The 22,430-nt window shown below is 64.5% G+C and carries 23 protein-coding genes; 10 read left to right on the forward strand and 13 right to left on the reverse strand.

Translation table 11 applies throughout. The annotated features are described in order from the left end of the window. Positions 1-53 precede the first annotated feature (53 nt). The 3 genes from IRL76_RS07875 (at position 54) to IRL76_RS07885 (ending at position 4,776) form a co-directional block, all read left to right on the forward strand. Positions 54-2,234, forward strand: a complete 2,181-nt coding sequence (locus tag IRL76_RS07875) for an RNA degradosome polyphosphate kinase (protein ID WP_200980832.1) — start codon at positions 54-56, stop codon at positions 2,232-2,234. Further along, positions 2,231-3,718 carry a Ppx/GppA phosphatase family protein gene (locus IRL76_RS07880; RefSeq protein WP_200980833.1) on the forward strand — a complete coding sequence of 496 codons (1,488 nt, stop codon included), beginning with the start codon at positions 2,231-2,233 and terminating at the stop codon, positions 3,716-3,718. Before IRL76_RS07875 ends, IRL76_RS07880 begins: the two co-directional genes overlap by 4 nt. Positions 3,719-3,855: 137 nt before the next feature. Further along, positions 3,856-4,776 (forward strand): helix-turn-helix domain-containing protein, encoded by a 921-nt coding sequence (locus IRL76_RS07885; RefSeq protein ID WP_200980834.1) that lies wholly within the window; start codon positions 3,856-3,858, stop codon positions 4,774-4,776. Between the two features lie 58 nt (positions 4,777-4,834). Here IRL76_RS07885 and apaG read toward each other — a convergent pair whose 3' ends face one another. Then, positions 4,835-5,233 (reverse strand): Co2+/Mg2+ efflux protein ApaG, encoded by a 399-nt coding sequence (gene apaG / locus IRL76_RS07890; RefSeq protein ID WP_200984234.1) that lies wholly within the window; start codon positions 5,231-5,233, stop codon positions 4,835-4,837. A gap of 191 nt (positions 5,234-5,424) precedes the next feature. Between apaG and IRL76_RS07895 the strand changes: the two genes are divergently transcribed. Genes IRL76_RS07895 through IRL76_RS07905 form a run of 3 tightly spaced genes read left to right on the forward strand, consistent with a single transcriptional unit; the run spans position 5,425 to position 7,558 of the window. Beyond that, a complete protein-coding gene (locus IRL76_RS07895; RefSeq protein ID WP_200980835.1) occupies positions 5,425-6,684 on the forward strand; it encodes a TadE/TadG family type IV pilus assembly protein in 1,260 nt (419 codons plus the stop codon). 5 nt (positions 6,685-6,689) lie between these two features. Then, positions 6,690-7,169, forward strand: a complete 480-nt coding sequence (locus IRL76_RS07900) for a TadE/TadG family type IV pilus assembly protein (RefSeq protein WP_200980836.1) — start codon at positions 6,690-6,692, stop codon at positions 7,167-7,169. Beyond that, on the forward strand, positions 7,169-7,558 hold the full coding sequence (locus IRL76_RS07905) for a TadE/TadG family type IV pilus assembly protein (RefSeq protein WP_200980837.1): 390 nt from the start codon (positions 7,169-7,171) through the stop codon (positions 7,556-7,558). The genes IRL76_RS07900 and IRL76_RS07905 overlap by 1 nt, the downstream gene beginning before the upstream one ends. 40 nt (positions 7,559-7,598) lie before the next feature. Here IRL76_RS07905 and IRL76_RS07910 read toward each other — a convergent pair whose 3' ends face one another. Together IRL76_RS07910 and IRL76_RS07915 are read right to left on the reverse strand one after the other, a co-directional pair. Further along, a complete protein-coding gene (locus tag IRL76_RS07910; protein WP_200980838.1) occupies positions 7,599-8,210 on the reverse strand; it encodes a 2-hydroxychromene-2-carboxylate isomerase in 612 nt (203 codons plus the stop codon). Then, complete coding sequence (locus tag IRL76_RS07915) at positions 8,207-9,412, reverse strand: trans-sulfuration enzyme family protein (RefSeq protein WP_200980839.1); 1,206 nt, start codon at positions 9,410-9,412, stop codon at positions 8,207-8,209. The genes IRL76_RS07910 and IRL76_RS07915 overlap by 4 nt, the downstream gene beginning before the upstream one ends. Before the next feature lie 137 nt (positions 9,413-9,549). Between IRL76_RS07915 and IRL76_RS07920 the strand changes: the two genes are divergently transcribed. Together IRL76_RS07920 and IRL76_RS07925 are read left to right on the forward strand one after the other, a co-directional pair. Next, a complete protein-coding gene (locus tag IRL76_RS07920) occupies positions 9,550-9,939 on the forward strand; it encodes a hypothetical protein (protein WP_200980840.1) in 390 nt (129 codons plus the stop codon). 41 nt (positions 9,940-9,980) lie between these two features. Further along, the gene (locus IRL76_RS07925) at positions 9,981-11,252 is read left to right on the forward strand and encodes a phospholipid carrier-dependent glycosyltransferase (RefSeq protein WP_200980841.1); all 1,272 of its coding nucleotides are present in this window, start codon (positions 9,981-9,983) and stop codon (positions 11,250-11,252) included. Between the two features lie 3 nt (positions 11,253-11,255). Here the strand turns inward: IRL76_RS07925 and IRL76_RS07930 are convergent, their stop codons facing one another. The 8 genes from IRL76_RS07930 to IRL76_RS07965 all read right to left on the reverse strand — a co-directional run bounded on the left by IRL76_RS07930 (position 11,256) and on the right by IRL76_RS07965 (position 18,984). Beyond that, on the reverse strand, positions 11,256-12,398 hold the full coding sequence (locus tag IRL76_RS07930; RefSeq protein ID WP_246450078.1) for a glycosyltransferase family 2 protein: 1,143 nt from the start codon (positions 12,396-12,398) through the stop codon (positions 11,256-11,258). 32 nt (positions 12,399-12,430) lie between these two features. Continuing rightward, positions 12,431-13,498, reverse strand: a complete 1,068-nt coding sequence (gene leuB, locus IRL76_RS07935) for a 3-isopropylmalate dehydrogenase (RefSeq protein WP_200980843.1) — start codon at positions 13,496-13,498, stop codon at positions 12,431-12,433. Then, positions 13,495-14,094 carry a DNA repair protein RecO gene (recO, locus tag IRL76_RS07940; protein WP_200980844.1) on the reverse strand — a complete coding sequence of 200 codons (600 nt, stop codon included), beginning with the start codon at positions 14,092-14,094 and terminating at the stop codon, positions 13,495-13,497. The genes leuB and recO overlap by 4 nt, the downstream gene beginning before the upstream one ends. Positions 14,095-14,133: 39 nt before the next feature. Then, entirely contained in the window at positions 14,134-16,200 is a 2,067-nt protein-coding gene (locus tag IRL76_RS07945) for an alpha/beta hydrolase family protein (RefSeq protein ID WP_200980845.1), read from the reverse strand. A gap of 105 nt (positions 16,201-16,305) precedes the next feature. After that, entirely contained in the window at positions 16,306-16,560 is a 255-nt protein-coding gene (locus IRL76_RS07950) for an accessory factor UbiK family protein (protein WP_200980846.1), read from the reverse strand. Between the two features lie 31 nt (positions 16,561-16,591). Then, complete coding sequence (locus IRL76_RS07955) at positions 16,592-17,146, reverse strand: TspO/MBR family protein (RefSeq protein WP_200980847.1); 555 nt, start codon at positions 17,144-17,146, stop codon at positions 16,592-16,594. 96 nt (positions 17,147-17,242) lie between these two features. Continuing rightward, a complete protein-coding gene (locus IRL76_RS07960) occupies positions 17,243-17,965 on the reverse strand; it encodes an SDR family oxidoreductase (protein WP_200980848.1) in 723 nt (240 codons plus the stop codon). After that, the gene (locus IRL76_RS07965; RefSeq protein WP_200980849.1) at positions 17,965-18,984 is read right to left on the reverse strand and encodes an NAD-dependent epimerase/dehydratase family protein; all 1,020 of its coding nucleotides are present in this window, start codon (positions 18,982-18,984) and stop codon (positions 17,965-17,967) included. The genes IRL76_RS07960 and IRL76_RS07965 overlap by 1 nt, the downstream gene beginning before the upstream one ends. A 59-nt stretch (positions 18,985-19,043) precedes the next feature. Between IRL76_RS07965 and IRL76_RS07970 the strand changes: the two genes are divergently transcribed. Further along, positions 19,044-20,162 (forward strand): NAD(P)/FAD-dependent oxidoreductase, encoded by a 1,119-nt coding sequence (locus IRL76_RS07970; protein ID WP_200980850.1) that lies wholly within the window; start codon positions 19,044-19,046, stop codon positions 20,160-20,162. 52 nt (positions 20,163-20,214) lie between these two features. Beyond that, positions 20,215-20,457: a hypothetical protein gene (locus IRL76_RS07975; RefSeq protein WP_200980851.1), complete on the forward strand. Its 243-nt coding sequence runs from the start codon at positions 20,215-20,217 to the stop codon at positions 20,455-20,457. A gap of 19 nt (positions 20,458-20,476) precedes the next feature. On the opposite strand, the gene IRL76_RS07980 is transcribed toward IRL76_RS07975, so the two are convergent. Next, the gene (locus IRL76_RS07980) at positions 20,477-20,884 is read right to left on the reverse strand and encodes a low affinity iron permease family protein (protein WP_200980852.1); all 408 of its coding nucleotides are present in this window, start codon (positions 20,882-20,884) and stop codon (positions 20,477-20,479) included. A gap of 131 nt (positions 20,885-21,015) precedes the next feature. Then, positions 21,016-22,368: a glutathione-disulfide reductase gene (gorA, locus tag IRL76_RS07985; protein WP_200980853.1), complete on the reverse strand. Its 1,353-nt coding sequence runs from the start codon at positions 22,366-22,368 to the stop codon at positions 21,016-21,018. Positions 22,369-22,430: the final 62 nt, after the last annotated feature.

The following is a 22,430-nucleotide window of genomic DNA, read 5'->3' on the forward strand; positions in this document are numbered from 1 at the left end:
TTGGCTCGCGAATACGGTTGTCACGCCAGCGTAACATGCGGCAAACAGTGCGCATGGTACGGATTCCAAAAGCGATGAACGACCAGCAGCCCATCGAGGAGGCCCCGCGCCTCGACACGCCCGAGGGCCGCTACGTCAATCGTGAGCTCAGCTGGCTGTCGTTCAACCGGCGCGTGCTGGCCGAGGCAGAGAATGCCGCATTCCCCCTGCTCGAGCGGCTGCGCTTCCTGTCGATTTCGGCGAGCAACCTCGACGAATTCACGATGATCCGCATCGCCGGGCTCGAAGGCCAGGCGACGCGCGGACTGGAGACGCTGGGCATCGACGGGCGCGACCCGCGCCAGCAACTCGAGGCGATCCGCGCCGAAGTGCTCGAATTGGTCCAGCGCCAGCAGGGCATACTCGACGACCTGCGCCAACTGCTTGCGGTCGAGGATATCTGGATCGCCACGATCGACGATCTCGAACAGGACCAGCTGAGCTGGCTGGAAGAGTATTTCGAGAACGACATCCTGCCGATCATCACCCCGCAGGCGATCGATCCCAGCCACCCCTTCCCCTTCGTGGCCAACATGGGAATGGGGGTCATCTTCCGGCTGAAGCGCGGCAAGCGCCAGACCGACCTCGTCGAGATGGTGCTGATTCCCAGCGGCGCGCCGCGCTTCGTGCGCGTGCCCGGCGAGAGTGGAAGCAGCCGGGCGATCTACATCTCCATCGAACAGCTGATCGTGCGCTTTGCCGGGCTGCTGTTCCCCGGCTTCAAGATCCTTGGCGACGGGCTGTTTCGTGTGCTGCGCGACAGCGATATCGAGGTCGAGGACGAGGCAGAGGACCTCGTCCGCTTCTTCCGCACCGCCATCCAGCGCCGCCGCCGCGGCCATGTCGTGCTGCTCGAACTCGACGATGAATGCGACGAGATTTCCGAGGCGCTGCTGCGCGAACAGTTCGACATCGATGCGGCGATGATCGTCAAGACGCCGGGCATGCTCGGCCTATCCGACCTTGCTCAGATTACCGCCGAACCTCGCCCCGACCTCAAGTTCGAGCCCTTCAGCCCGCGTTATCCCGAGCGCGTGCTGGCGCATGACGGCGACTGTTTCTCGGCCATCCGGGAGAAGGACCTCGTCGTCCACCACCCCTACGAGAGCTTCGAGGTGGTGGTCGACTTCTTGCGTCAGGCTGCAGTCGATCCCGCGGTCGTCTCGATCAAGCAGACGCTTTACCGCGCAGGTGACCAGTCGCCGGTGATTGCCGCGCTGATCGCGGCGGCGGAGAACGGCAAGGCCGTGACTGCCGTTGTCGAATTGAAGGCCCGCTTCGACGAGGAACGCAACATCCACTGGGCGAACGAGCTTGAACGCGCGGGCGTGCAGGTGATCTACGGTTTCACCGAGTGGAAGACCCATGCCAAGGTCAGCCTCGTCGTGCGGCGCGAGGAAGACGGTTACCGCACCTACTGCCACTTCGGCACGGGCAACTACCACCCGGTCAACGCACGCATCTACACCGACTTCAGCTTCTTCACCGCCGATCCTGCGCTGGGGCGCGATGCGGCCAAGCTGTTCAACTTCGTCACCGGATACATCGAGCCGACCGAGCTCGAGAAGCTGTCGATCTCGCCCATCGGACTGCAGGACAAGCTCTACCGCCTGATCGACCACGAGATCGCCAATGCCAAGGCAGGCAAGCCGGCGGGTATCTGGGCGAAGATGAACGCGATCACGAACAAGGGGGTGATCGACAAGCTTTACGAAGCCAGCGCTGCCGGGGTTCCGGTCACGCTGGTGGTGCGCGGCATCTGTTCGCTGCGTGCAGGCATCCCGGGCCTCTCTGACAATATCGAGGTCAAGTCGATCATCGGCCGCTTCCTCGAACACAGTCGCATGTGGGTGTTCGCCAATGGCTACAACCTGCCCAGCAAGCGCGCCTCGGTCTATATCACCAGTGCCGATGCCATGAGCCGGAACCTCGAACACCGCGTGGAGGTTATGGTCCCGGTGACCAACAAGACCGTCCACGACCAGCTGCTCGACCAGGTGATGCTGGCCAACATCCTCGATACCGAGCGCAGCTGGCGGCTCGACCCGGATGGCGAGTACCGGCGCATGCGCGTCGATGTCGGCGGGTTCAACTGCCACGAATATTTCATGGCCAATCCCTCGCTGTCGGGTCGCGGCAAGGCCAGCTCGGCATCGGACGTTCCGCGACTGACGCTCAAGGGCAAACGCAAGTGAACCTGCGTCGCGGCGCTCGCCGCAGGCCACCCCCGCCGCCCCGTGCAGTCATCGACATCGGCTCCAACACGGTCCGCCTCGTCATCTACGAGGGTACCGCACGCGCGCCCGAAACCGTGTGGAACGAAAAGGTCGCCGCCCGCCTTGGCCGCGACCTGTCCGAAACCGGTCGCATTCCCGAAGAGGCGGCGCAGGAGGCACTGGCGGCGCTCGCCCGATATGCGCTGATTATCGAGGACCTCGGGATCGGGGACGTACAGACGGTCGCGACCGCTGCGGCGCGTGACGCGGAGAACGGGCGCGAATTCCTCGACCGGGTTGCGGCCCTCGGCCTTCATCCGCGCCTGCTTTCGGGTGAAGAGGAAGCCTGCGCTTCGGCCATGGGCGCGCTGGGCGCCTTCCCGGGTGCGCATGGCGTCGTGGCCGACCTTGGCGGCGGCAGTCTCGAACTGGTGTCGATCCACGGCAACGAATGCCATCGCGCCAAATCGCTGCCTTACGGCACGCTGCGCTTGCCGAAGATGCGCGCGGCGGGCGATTTCGAGGCTCACCTTCACGAAACGCTCGGCGAAGTCGGCTGGGCGGCACACCACGAGGGGCCGCTGTACATGATCGGCGGCACCTGGCGTGCGCTTGCCTCCTACGCCATGCGCGAGATCGACTATCCGCTGACCGACCCGCACGGCTTCGTCCTTTCGGTCGGGGATGCGGACCGGATGGCGGCGGAGCTGGTCAGGGCCAATCCGGTGGACTTGATGGACATCGGCGGGATCAGCGAAATGCGCGCCGGTTACCTGCCCGATGCTGCCGCCCTGCTGCGCCCGTTGCTTGCCGAATTCGAGCCCGATTGCCTGGTGTTCTCGAGCTGGGGCATTCGCGAGGGGCTGCTCTATTCGCGGCTCGAGCCGCTGCAGCAATCGCGCGATCCGCTGCTCGCGGGCATTTCCGCCTTTGCCAGCGCGCGCGACGTCCATGTGACCGACGCCACGCTCGTCTCCGCATGGACCGCCGATCTCGTCGAGAATGCCAAGCCGGGGGACGAGAGGAAGCGCATCGCCGCTGCGCAGCTTGCTGCTTCGCTGCGCCGTGTGGAGCCGAACCTGCGCCTTAATTGCGCGATCGAATGGTCGCTCGACAAACGCTGGATCGACCTTAGCCCGCGCGGCCGGGCGATGATCTGCGCCGCGCTTGTCGGCGCGCTCGGCCGGACCGAGCTGCCCGACCGCCTGCGCGTCCTCGCCAGCGACGACGATCTGCGCGAAGGCATGACCTGGGGTCTCGGCCTGCGTCTGGCCCAGAGGCTCGGCGGCGGGACGCGGGAATCGCTTTCGAACAGCAGGTTGCGGCGCAAGAAGCGCAAGCTGGTCCTGGAACTCGCAGCCAGCCACGCCGCGCTGGCAGCGGGGCCGGTCGAGCAGGAATTGACGATGCTCGCCGACTGGCTCGGCCTCGAACCCAAGATTAAGGTTGGTGAACTGGAGTAGGCGGGAACCTGCCTGCCTGGCCGACTGAAAAAATCCGCTGCGAAGGTCTTGTGCCGACAGGCCATCGCGTGGCGGAAACATCTTGTGCGCCAATCATTTTTCTAGGCTAAGGGCAGCGGCCTCGCAGCAAGCCCCCCGTGTGGGTCGCGAATGGAGAAAGCGCAGTTTCCGATCATGGCGCCAATCTGAAACCGGGTGTCTCCGTCAGCTACGCGCTGCCGGCGGGCCCCTTGCGGCGTTACATTTCCACCTATTCGCAAACCGTCGTCGCTCCGGGTTCGCCGACGGTGTTCGACCAGGTCTATCCCGAATGGCCCAATATCCGCCTGACCGCGGGTGGCGACATGGCCGCCTGCACGGGTCCCGGCCCGTTGCAGCCCTGCAATCCGATCTGCGCGATCGGTCCGACCAGCCATTCGACCCACTTCTCGCTTGCTCCGGGCCGCTACTGGACGATCAGCCTGCTCCCGCTTGGCTGGGCGCAACTGGTGGGCATTCGCGCAGCCGAGTTTGCCGACCGGTGGGAGGTCATCGGACGCGAAAGTTCATTCGCGGCGTTCGCTCCCCTGCTCGATTGCGCTGGGCAGGATGACGATTTCACCAGCATAGCGGCGCGCTTCGATGCGCATCTGCTGGCGATGCTCAAACGCCCGGCGCGCAGGGAAGAGACCATCCTGAAAGCCCATGACGCCTTGCTCGATCCCGAAGTGACCACGGTCGACGCGTTTGCCGAGCGGGCGGGCACGGGTGTGCGGGCGCTCGAACGGCTGTCGCTTGCGACGTTCGGCTTTAGTCCCAAGCTGCTGCTGCGCCGCCAGCGCTTCCTGCGAAGCCTTTCGCAGTTCATGCTCGACCCGTCGCTGGCGTGGATCGACACGCTCGACCACCAATATGTCGACCAGGCACATTTCATCCGCGATTTCCGTCGCTTCATGGATACCACCCCGGGGGCCTTCGCAGCCGCACCTCACCCGGTGCTATGGGCTGCAGCCGTGGCTCGCACGGCGATTGCGGGCAAGCCGATGCAGGTTCTCCAGCGCCCGTCCGAGAGCGTTTGATCCTGTTGGAATTGCCGCGACAGAGCTCAAACAGGCAATCGCGCTGCCCGACGCGTGCTCAGTCCGCGGTCGCGGGTGCCGCCAGCGGGAAGAAGGGAATGCGCACCTCGAGCGGCGAGCCGTCTTCGGCATGGAAGGTATAGAAGCCTTCCATCGAACCGTGCGGCGTTTCCAGCGGACAGCCGCTGACGTAGTCGTGGCTCTGGCCCGGCTTGAGGATGGGCTGTTCGCCGACTACGCCGTCGCCATCGACGTGGCTGACCATGCCGCGCCCGTCGGTGATCCGCCAGTGGCGCGTCATCAGCTGAACGCGTTCGTGCGAACCGTTCTCGATACGGATGTGATAGACCCAGAACCACTTGCCTGCCTTGGGCTGGCTCTGTTCGGGAAGGAAGTTCACCGCGACCCTGACGGTAATCCCGTCGGTCGTGGCGGCATGCTGGAAAAGCTCCTTGATCACACCTCTAAACTAGTATCGCGCGCCCCTCGTGCAAGGCGTGCAAGCGGGATTTCCCCCGCAACGATATTTATCGCGCCCTGCCCGACATGGTTAAAATCGGTTTACCGCAAGGGCTGACAATCCGCTAACCGCATGCGGACTAGCCTCCCCGGCAGAATGGCTACCATTTCGCAAACGGGGAACAGGGCATGATCGCAGGTATCGCCAGGATGCTGAAGCGACTGAGGGGCGACGAACGCGGCAATCTGCTGCTGATGGCCGGTGCCGCGCTGACCGGACTGATCGGTGCCGCCGGTATCGGCGTCGACACCGTGCAATGGTACCTGTGGAAGCGCCAGATGCAGCAGACGGTCGATACCGGGGCCACCGCCGGTGCCATCGCGCTCAGCTTCGGCCGCGACTACGATTCCTCTGCCCGCAGCGAGATCGCCCGTACGGCGAACACGGCCTACACCGTCGAAGCCATCCGCATTCCGCCGACCAGCGGTGCCTATGCCGGCGATACCGGCGCGGTCGAGGTCATCGCGACCACCAGCCGCAAGCTGCCCTTCTCCAGCGTGTTCCTCGCCACCGCACCCACCATCCGTACCCGGGCGGTGGCAACGGCTGTCGCGGTGGGAGACCCTTGCGTACTCGCGCTCGCGACTTCGGGCACGGGCGTGGAAGTCTTCGGTAGTGCAGACGTCTCGCTCGATTGCCCGGTTGCTTCGAACTCGCCGGTGGACGTGTCGGTCGACGTCGGCGGCAGCGCCTTCCTCGATTCAGGGCTGATCATGAGCGTAGGCGGTATCGACTATTCGACCGGCAACCTGCCCTCGGACGCAGCGATCATTCCGTATGGCCTGCCGGTAAGCGATCCGCTTGCCGGGCGCGACCTCTCCTATTCGAGCGCGACCTGCAACTACACGAACTACTCCGTGTCGCCGAGTGATCACGTCCAGACCTATGGCGGGACCTATTGCAACGGCATGAAGCTGCAGGGCACTGTGCGGATGCACGGTGGCGTCTACGTCATGAAGAGCGGCACCTTCCAGGTGAACTCGGGCGCAAATGTCACGCTGTTCGGCGATGGCGGCGTCACGATCATCCTGACCGGCAAGAATTCTAATACGGTCGCCACGGTCTCGATCAACGGCGATGCAAAGCTCGACATCAGGGCACCCACCTCGGCGGAAAATTCGAAGTGGGCGGGCATTCTGTTCTACCAGGACCCGATGGGTTCGGCGACGCACACCTTCAACGGCGGTGCGAACATCGATATCGAAGGCATCATCTACATGCCCACCGGCGACGTCACCTATAACGGCGACGCGACGCAGAACGCGCAGTGCCTGCTGCTGATTTCCGAACGGGTGCGCTTCGGCGGAACCAACAACATCGAGAACAACTGCAACGTCGACATCGACCCCTGGGCCGGCAAAGCCAAGGTCGTCCGGGTAGTGGAGTAGGAGTGATGATCTACGCCTTCGTCCAGCGCCTGCTTCGTGACCAGAGCGGCATCGGGTTCGTCGAACTGGCGCTGGTAGCGCCGCTGCTGGCGCTGATGTTCCTCGGCATGATCGACATGAGCAAGGTCATCGCCACGCGCGTCGATCTCGAACAGGCGGCGCAGCGCACCACCGACCTTGCGCTCGGCAAGCGCCCGCCCAACGGCAATACCGCCTACCTCGTGGCGGAGGCCGTTGCTGCATCCGGTGTGCCTTCGAGCGATGTAACCGTGACCCTGACCTGCGAATGCAACGGGGTAGTGCAGAACAAGTTCACCGACATGTGCAACGGCGGCCAGGTGACCCGGCGCTTTGCCACCGTATCGATCAAGAAGCAGGTTTCCACCGGGTTCAACTGGCGCATCGTCGGCGCCATGTTCACCGGTGGCTCCGCAACCTACACGCCGATTACGGTCATCGGCGACAGCGTGGTGAGGCTCCAGTGATGAAGCGCTTCCTTTCCGACAGCCGTGGCTCGATCGGCCTCGAATTCGGCCTCGCCCTGCCGATTCTCGTCGCCATGATCATCGGGGTGCTGCAATTCGGCCTCGTCCTCAACGCCAACGGCGCGATGCGCAATGCCATGGGCGAGGGCCTGCGCCTTGCAAAGGTCAAGCCTACGGCGACGACCGACCAGGTCATCAAGCGGACCAAGGACACGCTGATCGGCGTCGATCACAACGGCATCACCAAGCTGACCTTCAATCGCGGCACGGTGAACAACGTGGCCACGGGCGAGATGACGATGACGATCACGATGAAGCCGATCATCCCCTTTGCGCCGATCCCGCCGATCGTGCTGACGCAGACAAAGAAGGTCTACCTCCAGAGCTGAACGCTCTTCGGACCGCCGGCCGCAACGACGGCCTCGAAAATCAGGGCTTACCGCCGCCGAGATACTCCTCGATCTGGGCGAGGCGTTCTTTGCCGAACCACATTTCCTCGCCGACGAAATAGGTCGGGATGCCGAAAGTGCCGCGCGCGACTGCACCTTCTGTGTTGTCGATCAGGCGTTGTTTGACCTCTGGACCCTGCGTCGCTTCTAGCAGGCGCTGCGCGTCGAAGCCCGCCGCCGCGAGTTCCGCCGCCACGGCATCGACATCGCCGCAATTGAGCCCTCGTTCCCACACGGCAGGCAGCAGGGCATCGACGAGGGCTTGCCGCTCCTCCTCGTCCGCTGCAGCCACAAGGACGCGCTGCAGCAGGATCGAATTGAACGGAAAGGCCTTGGGAATGGTGAAGCGCGTCATCCCGTGGCGGTCGAGGAAGCGGTTGAACTCCAGAGAAGCGTAGGCGACCTTGCCCTTCACATCGGCGTCCCGCATCATCGGCGGCGAATTGCCGGTCAGCTTGTGCATCCCGCCCAGCAGGACCGGTGTGACCACCAGCTTCGCGCCGGTCCGTTCGACGATCTCCTTGAGCGGATACCACGCGAGGTAGCCGTTGGGTCCGGCGAAATCGAAGATGTATTCGACAGTCTTGGTCATAGTCCGGCCCTCGCCAGCGCCTGGTCGAGGTCCTCCTTGACGTCCTCGACATCCTCGAGCCCGACGTTGATGCGCAGCAAGCCTTCGGTAACGCCCATTTCGTCGCGCGCTTCCTGCGTCATCCCGGCGTGAGTGGTGCTGGCCGGATGACACATCAGGCTGCGGGAATCGCCGATATTGTTCGAGATATCGACCAGCTCGAGCGCGTCGAGAACGGCGAAAGCGGTCGCGCGGTCGCCCACGTCGAACGCGAAAATCGGGCCGGTCGCAGCCATTTGCCGTGTGGCGATGTCGTGGCGCGGATGGCTGGGGAGCCCGGGATGGAGCATCTTCGGCACGCGCGCCTCTATCGCCCTGCCCAGTTCGACGGCATTCTCGCTCTGGCGGCGGGCGCGCATATCGAGTGTCTCCAGCCCCTTGAGAACCACCCACGCGTTGAAAGGCGACAGGTTGGGACCCGTGTTGCGCTGGAAGGGCAGCAGGACCTCGTCGATCCATTGCTGCGATCCGCAGACGGCACCGGCAAGCACCCTGCCCTGCCCGTCCATCAGCTTTGTCGCGCTGTAGGCCACGACGTCGGCGCCATAGTCCATCGGGCGCTGCAGCGCGCTGGTGGCGAAGGCGTTGTCGACCACGGTGGTGATGCCGTGTGCCTTGGCGATTCCGCAAACATGTTCGAGGTCGACCACGTCGAGCGTGGGATTGGCCGGGGTCTCGAAGAAGAACACCTTGGTGTTGGGCTGGATCGCGGCTTCCCAAGCGGCATTGTCGGCGCTGTCGACGACCGAAGTCTCGATGCCGAAACGCGGCAGCAGGCTGTCGAGCAGCCAGCGGCACGAACCGAAAGCGGCCCGTGCGCCGACGATGTGGTCGCCCGCCGAAAGCTGGCACAACAGAGCCGTGGTCATCGCGGCCATGCCGGTCGCCTGCGCGCGGCAGGCCTCGGCCCCCTCCATCAGCGCAATGCGCTCCTCCAGCATCGCCACCGTTGGGTTTTGCAGGCGCGAATAGGTCATCCCTTCGGCCTCGCCCGCAAAGCGGTCGGCGACGATCTGCGCACTGTCGTAGGTGTAGCCCGAGCTGAGGAACAGCACCTCGCTGGTCTCGCCGTGCTCGCTACGCCAGGTGCCACCGCGCACGGCCTGCGTCGCGGGGCGCCATTTCGAAGTAATCGAGCGGTCCATTCCGGTGGTCTTTTTCATGGCACGCGGGATAGCACGGCAAGCCCGCGCGGCAAGCGGCACGGCCTTGCAGCACGGCAAGCCCCGCTTCGCCGATAACGCTCGCAGTTTGGCGCGATCTGGATATAGCGGGACGACAAATCATTCCTGGGGGCCGCATGTCGTCTTACGAAATTCTCGCTGCGGGCGGCCTCGCCGCCGTTCTGATCGCTCTCGGTCTTATCGCTTCCGGGCGCTTGTCGGGCGGCGACGCACTCGCCGCTGCCATGCTCGCGGGCGCTTTCGCTGGCTTCACTGCAATCACGGTGTTCAAGGAAGGGGCACTGCTGGTGTGGGCAAATCACACGACCAGCCTGTGGGGCGTACAGGTATGGTGGGACCTCCTCATTGCGGTTACCCTGGCGGTGTTCTTCATCGTTCCGCGGGCACGGGCCGCGGGAATGAACGTGCTGCCCTGGATCGTCTTCGTTGCCCTGACGGCCAGCATCGGCCTGCTTGCGATGGTCGCGCGCCTTTTCTGGCTGGAGAAGCAGGCCGCCACTTCTTAAGCAGCTTGCAGCGCGCGTGGCCATTTTCTAGGCCGTTCGCGATGAGCCGCGCGCCCCAGCAAACCCGCGATCCCCTTGGCTGGAGTGCCGCGATCACGCTGGCATTCTGGCTGCTCTGCCTGCCGTTTTTGACCGCAGTCACCAAGCCCTATTTCGACGAGGTCCACTACCTTCCCGCCGCGCGCGAGCTGCTGGCGCTGGGCGAATTCACCAATCGCGAACACCCGCTGGTCGGCAAGGAGCTGATCGCCGCGGGAATCTGGCTGCTGGGCGACAATCCGTGGGGCTGGCGCCTAATTCCCACCCTGTTCGGCGCGCTGGCCCTGTTCGCCAACATGCGCGCCATGTGGTTCGGCACATCCAGCCGCTTCGCCACCATCGCCTACGGCGTGCTGCTGGCGAGCGGCTTCCACCTGTTCGTGCACGCGCGCATCGCGATGCTCGACATCTTCTATCTCGCCTTCCTGAGCTTGGCCGCGTGGCAGTTCGCCGCCGCAATGCGCCAGCCCGAACAGGGGCGCTGGCGGCTCGCGATCACGGGTATAGCGCTGGGCCTCGCCATGGGATCGAAGTGGAACGCGGTGGTGGTGGCCATGCTGCCCGGTCTCGTCTTCCTCGTCGCCCGGTTCATGGCCGGCCGTCGCCGCCTGCTCTTCAGCCGCCGCGGAGCGCCCGTCCCGGGAATCACGCTGGTCGAGGCCGCGCTCTGGCTCGGCGTATTGCCAGTGCTGGTTTATGCGGCAACCTTCGCACCGGGATTCTGGTTCAAGATCAACCCGATTACCGAGGGCCTGATCTTCCATCACAGGTTCATGCTCGACTTGCAGGAACAGGTGCTGAGCCCGCATCCCTACCAGTCGACCTGGACCGACTGGGTGATCAACTGGCGGGCGATCTGGTACCTTTACGAACCGGTCGATGGCATCCAGCGCGGCATCATCCTGATCGGCAATCCGCTGACCATGCTGGTCGGACTTCCGGCGCTGCTGTGGTGTCTGTGGGCAGCACTGCTGCGACGCAACCACGCGGCGTTGGCGGCGGTGCTGGTCTATGTGGTCAGCCTCGGATTCTGGATCTTCGCGGCGAAGGCGGTCCAGTTCTACTACCACTACACCCTGCCCAGCATGGCACTGCTCGCCGCGCTGGCGCTGGCATGCGACGCGCCGTGGCAGAAGGGCCGGCGCAAGCTGGCACTTGCGCCCGTCATCGGCAGCGTGCTTGTGTTCGCCTGGTTCTATCCGATCCTCAGCGCCGCGCCGCTCGAGGGTCCGAACAGCTTTGCCGTCTGGACCTGGCTTGCCAGCTGGCGCTGAGCCTCAGTAGCGGCCCCAGACGAATCGGCTCGACAAGGCGTAGTTCCACACCGAACCGATGCCAATGCCGACAAGGGCGGCAAAGACCGTGTGGAAGCCGCGGTCGTGCAGCGTGGTCGCCACGGCGACATTGGCGAAGGCGCCGATCGAGCAGGCAACAATGAAGCTGACCCAGCCGAAAAACACCTTCTTCGCCTCCGTCAGGCGCTTGTCGCGATAGGTCAGGAAGTTGTTGAGCCAGAAGTTGAAGCTCATCGCCCCGAAGGTTGCGACGGCCTGGCTCCAGCTGAAATTCGCACCGCCGAGCAGCAGGAAGGCATAGAGGATGGCCATGTGCACGCCGACGCCGATGACCCCGACGGTACCGAACAGCGCAAAGCGGGTCGGGATCACCTTGCCGAAGCTCTTGTCGTAGAGACCGGCGAGGAAATCGAGCGCGATCGCTCGGTCGAGCTTGGATTCGCCGGAACGGCGGGCGGAGAAATTCATCGGGAAGTCCTTCACCTTGAGCGGCGTTTCGGATGTGGCGAGAAGGTCGAGCAGGATCTTGAAGCCGATGCCCGACAGGCCGGGCACCAGCTTGCGGGCGGTTTCGGCAGGAAGCAGGAAAAACCCGCTCATCGGATCGGAAAGTTCGACTCCGGTCAGCTTGCGGGCGAGCGTATTGGCGACGCTCGACAGCTTTTCGCGGTCGGGGCGACCCCACTCCTCCATGCTCGCACCGTCGGCGAAGCGGCTGGCGACGGCGACCTCGGCCTCGCCCGACTTCACACAGGCAAGCATGTCGACGAGCAGCTTGGGATCATGCTGGTGATCGGCATCCATCACCGCCACGTAAGGTGCGGCGGTGGCGCAAAAACCTTCGATGGCGGCGCTGGAAAGCCCGCGACGACCGATGCGCTGGATCACCCGCACGCGCGGATCGGTCTGGGCGATGCGGCGCGCCTCGTCGGCGGTGCCGTCGGCCGAGTTGTCGTCGACGATCAGCACTTCCCATCCGCCATGACCCAGTGCACCCTCGATTCGCTCGACCAGCGGCTCGAGATTGTCGCGTTCGTTGAGCGTCGGCAGGATGATGGCAAGTTCGAGCGGCGTGGAACCTGCACGGCGTTCACGGACCACTGACGGCTGGCTTTCGGGTGTCATATCCATTGCTTGCCCCGATTAGGGGGCAATTCTCAAGATATGGTTAGCAGGGTGCTAACAATCGCATCGCCGATTTCGCTGGTCGAGGCCGTCCCGCCCAGGTCTCCGCCGCGGGTTTCGGAGGCCAATACCTGCGCCACGGCACGCTCGACGCGGTTGGCTTCCTCCTCGCGCCCCAGCGAATGGCGCAGCAGCATGGCGAGGCTAAGTACGGCGGCGACCGGGTTGGCCTTGCCCTGCCCGGCGATATCGGGCGCGCTGCCGTGGATCGGTTCGTAGAGGCCGAAAGTGCCGAATTCGGTCTGGCGCTCTCCCAGACTGGCGCTCGCGAGCAGCCCTATCGAACCGACCACCGCACTCGCCTGGTCGGACAATATGTCGCCGAAGAGGTTGCCGGTGACGATGGTGTCGAACTGCCCGGGCGAACGGCACATCTGCATCGCGGCATTGTCGACATACATGTGCTCGAGCTCGACATCGGGGTACTCGGCGGCAATTTCGATCACCGTCTCGCGCCAGATACGGCTGGTTTCGAGTACGTTGGCCTTGTCGACGCTGGTCAGCTTCTTGCGCCGTTTCTGCGCGGCGCGGAAGGCGGTGTGGGCAATGCGACGCACTTCGGCTTCGTTGTAGGACATGGCGTCCCAGCCCTCGCGGCCCCCTGCGCTGTCCCGCTCGCCCTTGTCGCCGAAATAGACGTCGCCATTGAGCTCGCGCACGACGAGGAGGTCGATGCCGCGGGCGATCTCTGGCTTGAGCGGGGAAAGATCTTCGAGGCCCGGGAAGCCTGCCGCTGGGCGCAGGTTGGCAAACAGGGTCAGTTCCGCCCGCAGGCCGAGGATCGCTTGTTCGGGCCGGAGGTGGCGCGGCAGGTCGTCACAGGAGAAGTCGCCCACCGCCCCGAACAGCACCGCATCGGCTGCGCGTGCCATTTCCAGCGTCTCAGGCGGGAGCGGATGACCATGGCGGCGATAGGCGACGGCACCGACATCGCCTTCAAACAAGGTCAGGCCGGGCAGTGAAAGCGCTTCGAGCACGCGCAGCGCCTGCGCGGTGACTTCGGGTCCGATCCCGTCACCGGGTAATACTGCAATCTTCATTCAATCATCCGTGCCAGGCGCTGCCTCAGGAGCTGTCTTGCGGCTAGAACGTCGGTACGCGTGTCGGCAAGCAGGTATCGGGCGATGAGGCCCTCCTGCCGGTCGAGAATTTCCAAGGCCTGCCCAAGGTCCGCTATCGCAGGTCGTTCGCCGCCATAGCCAAGCTCGCGCAATAACAGCGCCTCGTAGGCGACCAAGGCCTCGACCCACTGCCGCGCCGCTTCCGAGGAGCAGATAGCATCGAGCAGCCCGCCGAGCGCGGCATAAAGTGTGGGATAGGGGTTGCGTTCGGGCAGTGCCGAAGCGGTCAGCGCGGTCGCCCAGGCGATGGCGGCAGCGGGTAGCGGCTCGGACAGCCACGGCCCCCGGCTCCTGACCAGTTCAAGACGGGCAAAAGGCAGCTGGCTGTCGGACTTCGCACGAATATCGGCAGCGACCACATTGCCGGGTATGACCACCGGCCGCAGCACCCTGCCCCGACCGCCCGCGACATAGGCGGCGACGAGGCCGCTCTCCTCGGTCAGCATCCGCGCGATAACCGCGGTCTCGCCATGCGGGCGCGCGGCGACGAGGATTGCGGGGGCGGACAACTGCATGCCCTTCCCCCTAAGCCCCGCAATCCCGAACGCAAAACCTCAATTGGCCGGCGTCTTGCCCTTACGGTAGCGGTCGAACCAGGCGATGATCGCGGATGCCTTGGCTGCACTCTGGCTCGGACGGCCGGCAATTCCATGGTGGCTTGCTTCGGGGACGATCACCAGCGTCGTGGGAACACCGCGTAGCTGGAGCGCGGCATAATACTGCTCGCTCTCGGATGCCGGGGTGCGGTAGTCGTCCTCGCCCACCACGACCATCGTTGGAGTCTTGACGTTGCCCACCAGCGAAAGCGGGCTGCGCCGCCAGTATTCCATCGGCTGTTCCCATGGCATCGCCCCGAACCAGTAGCGCGGGGCAAAGGTCGCAAGGTCGGCCGTGAGCGACTCGCTGGTCCAGTTGATTACCGGTTTCTGCGTCGCCGCCGCCGCGAAACGATCGGTCTTGCCCACGATCCAGCTGGTCAGCACCCCTCCGCCCGAACCGCCGGTGACGAACAGGTTGTCCGGATCCGCCACGCCGTCCGCAATCGCTGCATCCACAGCCGCCATCAGGTCGTCATAGTCGGGACCCGGATAGTTCTTGTCGATGAGGTTGGCGAAATCCGCCCCGTAAGAGGTCGAACCGCGCGGGTTGGTGTAGAGCACCGCGTATCCCGCCGCCGCATAGAGCTGGTAATCGGTCGAGAACCCGGGGCCATATTCGGCATTGGGACCGCCGTGGATCTCGAGGATCATCGGCACCCGCTCCCCGGGCCTGAGATGCGGCGGTTCGATAAGCCAGGCGTCGATGGCAAGCCCATCGGGGGCCTTCACCGCCAGCTTGCGCATCGGCGCGATGTCCTTGCCCTGAAGCCAGGTGGCGTTGAGCCGGGTCAGCTGGCGTGCCTTGTCTCCCGCGGCCTGCACGATGAGGTCGCCGGGCCGGTCGATCGCGGTGCCGGTGTAGGCGAGAGTGCCGTTCCGGCTCACACTGAACTCGCCGGCGGCATAGGGACGGTCGGAGATCGCGCCGGGTTGCAACCCTTCGGCCACGACACTGCGTTTCCCGTCGAGCCCGATGCGGGCGACCTTGGTCACGCCCTCGTCGGCATAGACCGCATAGATCGTGCCGCTGTCGGACCAGGCGAAATCGTTGATCGACCGGTTGAGGCTGGCCGTGAGCGACCGCGGATTGGACCCGTCGGCGTCCATCACATAAAGCTGGGTGTCCTCGTATGCCTTCGCACTGTCGTCGAACCCGAGATAGGCGATCTTGCGGCCATCGGGCGACAGCCTTGGCGCAAAGTCCGGGCCGACGCGATGGGTGACGGCGGTGATCCCACCCGAGGCAAGGTCGACCCGATAGATTTCGGATTCGCGTCCGGCGCGCTCCCAATCTTCCACGCGGTTGCCGGTGAACAGGATCGCACGACTGTCGGGCGACCAGGACAATGGCCCGCCTGCATCCCATTTCCCGCTCGTGACCCGGCGCGATGCCCCGCCATCTGCACTGACGACGAAGACCTGGTCGAAGCCCGGCTTGGCATAACCGGCATCGTCGAAACGGTAGGTGACCTTGTCGATGATGGTCAGCGGCTTGGCCCACTCGGCGCCCTCGGGCTTGTCCGGAGCCTTGCCAAGAGTCGCCCCCTCGCCGGGCACGCGCATGCTGTAGGCGATTTGCCGCCCGTCGGGTGACCACGCGATCGAGCCGGGGCCGTCAGGGAGCCCGGTCACGCGCGCACTGGTGCCGCTGTCGAGCCACATGACGTGGATCTGCGCGCCGTCGCTGCCGGCGGATACATAGGCGATGCGCTTGCCATCGGGGGACCAGCGCGGGGAGAAGTTCGCCCCCCCATCCGCAGCGAGCGGGCGCTGCGCGCCGCTCTTCACATCGACCAGCCACAAAGAGGGTCTGTAAGTGTCCTTCATGACGTCCCCGGTCATGCGGACATAGACGATCTGGCTCCCGTCAGGGCTTATCTGTGGATCGGCCGCGCCTTCGAGCTTGAACAGGTCGTTGCCGGTGAATGCTCGCGTCGGCAGGTCCTGCGCCTGCAGACTTGCACCAGTGGCAGCGAACATCATTACGATCGCTGAAACTGCGGATTTGGCGATACGATGCATCTCATCCCCCTCCCAAGCGCCGGAACGGCGGCCGAGCGCGTTCTTGCGCCTCCCTACGGGTGAGCGCAAGCACCTGGGATCAGGGTATTTCGGGTGATCGAGGCCTCAGGCCTGCTTGTCGAGACGCGCCTCGAGCGCCGCAACGCGATCGGCCAGCTTGTCGGCCTCTTCCCGTGCCTTGCTGGCCATCATCTTGACCGCATCGAATTCCTCGCGGCTGACGAAGTCCATCCCGCCGAAGGTCTCCTTGGCCCGCTCGCGCGCGGCATCGCGTGCCTCGCGGCCCATGCCGGCGAGCGTACCGGCGGCCGAGTTGGCGAGTTTGACAAAATCGGCGATCAGCGGGTTCTGGCTTTGCATGGCGGCTATCTAGGCGCAGGCACGCGCGACATCAATTCCCGATGCGCACACGCTCCACCTGGCTTCCCCCGCTCGCGCCATCGGCGTCGGGATTGAGCCTGAGGAACTCGTAGTTGAGCAGCGTCGCGAAGCAGACCCAGGCAAGGTAGGGCACGAGCAGCAGCGCGGCGACGCGGCGGACCTTCCAGAACAGCGCCATCACGACGAGCAACGTGACCACGATGGCCGCGAGGATGCCCAGGGCTAGCGTGATCTGGTGCGCACCGAAGAAGGTTGGCGACCAGGCGAGGTTGAGGAGAAAATGGATGGCGAAAGCGATCAAAGCCGCGGTACGACCACGCGCGCCCCAGGCGGAGGCAACGAAGGCCACCGACAGGCCGATCATGATGTAGAGGATTGTCCAGACGATGCCGAACCACTTGGGCTCGGGGAAGATGTCGGGCTTCGCGAGCGACTGGAACCATTCGGAGGCGGGGCTCCCCACCATGCCCGCAAGGAAGCCGAGCAGCACGATCAGCGGCACCGTGAACAGGGCCCAGCGGATGAAACTAGCGCGCAGCTGCCCGCGCGAAGCCAGCATGTTCATGCAATCTCCCCAGATTGGCGAATCGTTAACCGCGTTTTGGCGAGCGAAGCGCCCCGGCGCAATGCACCCTCTTGTTTAGTCCCGAAAGGGTGCGGTTCAGAAGCGCAGCATCACCTTTCGCGCCAGCGCCGGCGAAGCGGAGTGGACGGCCTTCAACACCTTGACCATGCCCACGTTCACTTCCTCGCGGTCCTTCTCGATCCCTTCGCGAATGGCGGTGGCACAGTCGGCGGCCGACATCTTGTTGCCGCCGCGCCCGGCGGTGAGCTGCGTGTCCACCACCGGAGGCAGCGCCTCGATCACGGTCACGCGCGTGCCTGCAAGCTGCGCACGGATGGCCTGCGTGTAGCTGCGCAGCGCCGCCTTGGTCGCGCAGTAGACCGGCCCGCCGGCACGCGGCGCGATGGCAAGGCCGCTGGTCACATTGACGATCGCCGCCTGCGGCCTCTCGCGCAGGCGAGGAACGAGCGCAGTGATCAGCCGGATGGGCGTGTTGAGATTGGCATAGATGCAGTCGTCCGCATCGTCGACATCGGGCGCCGCTTCGCGAAAGTCGTGGTCGACCCCCTGTCCGGCATTGTTGACCAGCACGTCGAGCTCGCGCTCGCCCAGCGCCTGCAGGATGCGGTCGGCACCCAGGGGCGTGGAAAGGTCGGCCTCGATCGCCTCGAAGCCTGCCTTGCGCATGGCGTCGAGCCGCTTGATCGAACGACCGGTCACGATCACTTCGGCCCCGCGATCCTTCAGCTGGCGCGCCAGCTGTTCGCCGATGCCAGCCGTGCCCCCGGTAACGAGGATGCGTTTTCCGTTGATGTCCATCAGGCTTTCACCAGTCCTTTCGCAACAAGGCTGCGAACGGTGTCCTCGATGGTCTGTTCCGCGGAGATGAATTTGAAGCCGAGCACGTCCTCGGTGTGCTTGCCCGAAACATCGCGGACATTGCCGAGCTCTCCCTTGATCTGTTTCATCTCGGGCATGAACGGCGCCAGCAGCTTGACCATGAAATCGGGCATGGGCCTGGAAGGCACCTTCTTCGCATATTCGGGCGTGCGCTGACGCACCGTTTCCGCCATCTCGCGGATCCACATGAACTTTTCCGAGGTTGGGAAGCGCTCGCCGGCGACCTGTTCCGCCGGGGCCTCGATCGCGCGGACGTGCGCTTCGGCGACATCGCGAACGTCGGTCACGCAAATGCCCATGTTGGGAATGAGCGGTATCGACCCGTCGATGACCTTCTTGACGATCTCGATGCTGGTCGAAACGTCATCGTCGTAGACCGGTCCGAAGACGGCGACGGGATTGACCGAGCAGAACACCATGTCGGGTGCATTCGCGGCGACCCAGTCGCGCGCGGCGCGTTCGGCGACGGTCTTGCTCTCGATATAGGGCGGGACGCCTGCATCGAGATTGGTCCAGTCCGTATGGTCGAAGTGATCCTTCTCCGGATGGCCGTAGGCGATTGCAGCGGCTGAACTGGTCTGGACGAAACGCTTGATGCCGACCGAATTTGCGAAGCGCAGCGCCCGCAGGGTTCCTTCGCGTGCAGGGACGACCAGCTCGTCCTTGTCCTTCGGCACTCCGATCGGGAATGGCGAGGCAACATGCGCCACCGCGTTGCAGCCCTTCACTGCTTCCGCCCAGCCCTCGTCACTCATCAGATCTGCCTGGAAGACCTTGAGCCGGTCACCCGCCGTCGCCCACCGCTGCCTGAGCTTGGGTTCGCTTTTCGCCCTGTTCCTAACGGTGGTGTGGACGGTGTAGCCCTTGGCCAGAAGCTGGTCGATGACTTCGCCGCCGATATAGCCGGTGCCCCCGGTAACGAGTACGGTGCCTGCCATACTTTCTCCCCTTTGCGTGCTACCTACGAGTGCGGGTTGCAGCGGGCAACGGAGTTTCGATGGAACAGGTCGATTTCATAGTCGTCGGTGCCGGTATCGCCGGCATGTCCGCTGCCGCGAGGCTCGCCGGCCACGGATCGGTCGTGGTGTGCGAAATGGAAGACGCTCCGGGCGTCCATTCCTCCGGCCGCAGTGCAGCCTTTGCCCATTTCGACATGGATGCACCCGTCGTCCGCGCCCTGACCGCCGCCAGCATGCCGTTCTTCGAGGAACCGGCGGCGCACATCCACCCCGCCCTGTTCATCGCGCTGGAAGGACAGGAGGCTGCCCTCGACCGGGTAGAGGCGAACTATCGCGAGTGGAGTGCAACGGTTGAGCGGCTGAGCGTGGCAGAGGCAAGAACGCTGGTGCCCGTCCTGCGCGAAGGTGAAGGCGGGATCATCGGCGCCGTGCTCGATCGCGCGGGGCGCAAGCTCGATGCTCACGCCATGCTGGAAGGGCACCGCAAGTCCTTGTCGGCGGCTGGCGGAAAACTAGCGACCGGTGCTGCCGTGACCTCCCTGCGCCGTGAGGGCGGGCGTTGGCTTGTCGAGACCGCAAAAGGCGCCTGGTCCGCCCGCGTCGTGATCAATGCAGCAGGTGCCTGGGTAGACGAGGTGGCGACGATGGCCGGGGTCACGCCGATCGGCATTTCACCCCTGCGCCGCACGGTCATCACCTTCGACGCACCCGAGGGCCTCGACGTTTCGGCGTGGCCCTTCACCAAGACGGTCGGCCCGGGCTTTTACATCGAACCCGAGGGACGCGGCCGCCTGCTTGCCTGTCCGATGGACGAGAACCCGACCGAACCCTGCGACGCGCAACCGGAGGAAGAGGATATCGCCCTCGCCGCTTGGCGCGTTGAAGAAGCGACGACGCTGCAAATCCGCCGCCTTGCAAGCAAGTGGGCGGGCCTCAGGAGTTTCGTGCCAGACCGCAGACCGGTGGCGGGTTTCCATCCCGATGCACCGGGCTTCTTCTGGCTCGCAGGACAGGGCGGTTTCGGCCTCCAGACCTCGCCCGCAATGGCGCTGGCGGTGGAAGCCGTCGCCACGGGTAGCGAATGGCCGGAGGAGTTACGCGCCGTCGGCGTGGACGAGGCAGCCCTTTCGCCGGAGCGGTTTGCGTCATCAATGTGACAGCCATCAGCCGCTCATTGTGCTTGGCGAATTCCGCGGCAGAATCCGCCACATGCTCGTCACTGCCGATTCTCGTGCCGTCCTGAGAGACGCCCTGCGGCAGCGGCTGGGTGGTCAGCGGGCTGCCGAAATCGAACAGGTCCTGCCCTGCCCTGCGGGGCTCAGCCAGGTCGAAAAGAGCGCATGGCTGATGTTGCAGAACTGGTCGTCCGACGCGCCACTGCGTGAACAGTACCGGTCACTCGACGACTATTCCCGCGACCGGATGGAGCACCTGCTCGGCGCTCTCGACTGAACCGATCGAGGTTCCACGACTAGCGCCTCTGGAGCATCCGCTTGATCGTCTCGTGACGCCTGCGCCCGGGTAGCTGCGTCGCCACTTCGCGCTCCAGTTCCGTCCTGATTTCCTCGATTTCGCGGTCGGTCAGGTGCTCGATCCCGACAAACTCGTTGCGCGCATCGTGGACCGACCGGATCAGCTCGTCGAGCTTGGCCTGGATCGCGGCTGCGTCGCGGTTCTGCGAATTCTGGATGAGGAAGACCATCAGGAAGGTGGCGATGGTCGTGCCGGTGTTCACCACCAGCTGCCATGTGTCCGACCAGCCGAAGTACGGCCCGCTGAGGACCCAGGCGGCAATGACAGTCACCGCGATGACGAAAGCGGAAGGCTGCCCGGTTGCCACGGCGGTGCGGGATGCAAAGGATGTGAAGAATCGGTCCATGGCAATGCCTCGACGATGCCGGGAACACACGGCCGTGCCCCTTCCTCTTCGAAGCATATTCGCCAACAGAGCCCGCGCAATCCGCCGGGTTGCGAAATCCGTGCAATTCGTCCCAGCGCCGCGGCGTGTGCCTAGCGCATGAGCACCAGTTCTTCCGCCATCGTCGGGTGGATCGCGGTGGTTGCGTCGAAATCTGCCTTGGTCAGACCGGCCTTCACCGCGATGGCCGCCGCCTGCATCATTTCCGCTGCATCAGGCGCAATCATGTGAATGCCGACGATCTTCCCGCTCTCGCCGTCGCAGACCATCTTCATCAGGCTGCGTTCGTTGCGGCCCGCCAGCACGTTCTTCATCGGGCGGAAATCGGACTGGTAGACCTTGACGCTGCCGAGCTTGTTCTTGGCCTCGCCCTCGGTCATCCCGACCGCCGCGATGGGCGGATGGCTGAAAACCGCGCTGGGGATACAGGAGTGGTCGACCGCCACCGGGTCGCCCTTGCCAAAGATGGTGTCGGCAAAGGCCTGGCCTTCGCGAATGGCAACCGGGGTCAGCTGGACACGATCGGTCACGTCGCCGACGGCATAGATGTGATCAATGTTGGTCTTGCTGAAGCGGTCGACCTTGATCTGGCCCTTTTCGCCCAGCTCCACACCCGCCTTTTCGAGCCCCAGTCCTTCGATATTGGGAACGCGGCCGGTGGCGAACATGACCTGGTCGACATGCTCTTCGTCGCAATCGGACAGCTTCACGAAGAAGCCGCCGTCCTCGCATGGCTTGATATACTCGAACACCGTGTTGAACTTGAAATCTATGCCCTTCATGACCGAGATCTGCAGCAGGCGGTCGATCAGCGCCTGATCGTAGCCGCGCAGCAGCTTGTCGCTCCGGTTGACCAGCGTCACCTTGCTGCCGAACTCGTTGAAGATACCGGCGAATTCGTTGGCGATGTAACCACCGCCGGCGATCACGATGCGCTTGGGCAGCGCGTCGAGATGGAACGCCTCGTTGGAGGTGATCGCGTGCTCGGCACCCTCGACATCGGGGATATGCGGCCGCGCGCCGGTGGCGATGAGGATGTACTTCGCAGTGACCTTCTTCCCGCTGGCGAGCGTGATTTCGTGCTCGCCGGTGATCTCGGCGCGCTCGTGGAAGATGGTGACGTCGTGGTTCTCAAGAGTGTCGGTATAGGCACCTTCGAGCCGATCGACGTCCTTCAGCACGTTGTCGCGCAGGGTGATCCAGTCGAAGTCGCAGGTCTCGGTCTTCCAGCCGAAATTGCGCGCGTCCTTGAGGTCCTCGGCGAAATGGGCGCCGTAGACGAGCATCTTCTTGGGCACGCAGCCGCGGATGACGCAGGTCCCGCCGACGCGGTATTCCTCGGCGATAGCGACCTTGGCCCCGTGCGCCGCGGCAACGCGGCTTGCCCGAACGCCGCCCGACCCCGCGCCGATGGTGAAGAGGTCGAAATCATAGGTGTCGGACATGAGAGGCTCCTTGGTTCGCGGACCGCGATATCGCGTTGCGATACGCTTTTGCCAAGGCGCGA

It is taken from the genome of Qipengyuania soli (assembly GCF_015529805.1).
In the GTDB taxonomy this organism is placed as follows: domain Bacteria; phylum Pseudomonadota; class Alphaproteobacteria; order Sphingomonadales; family Sphingomonadaceae; genus Qipengyuania; species Qipengyuania soli.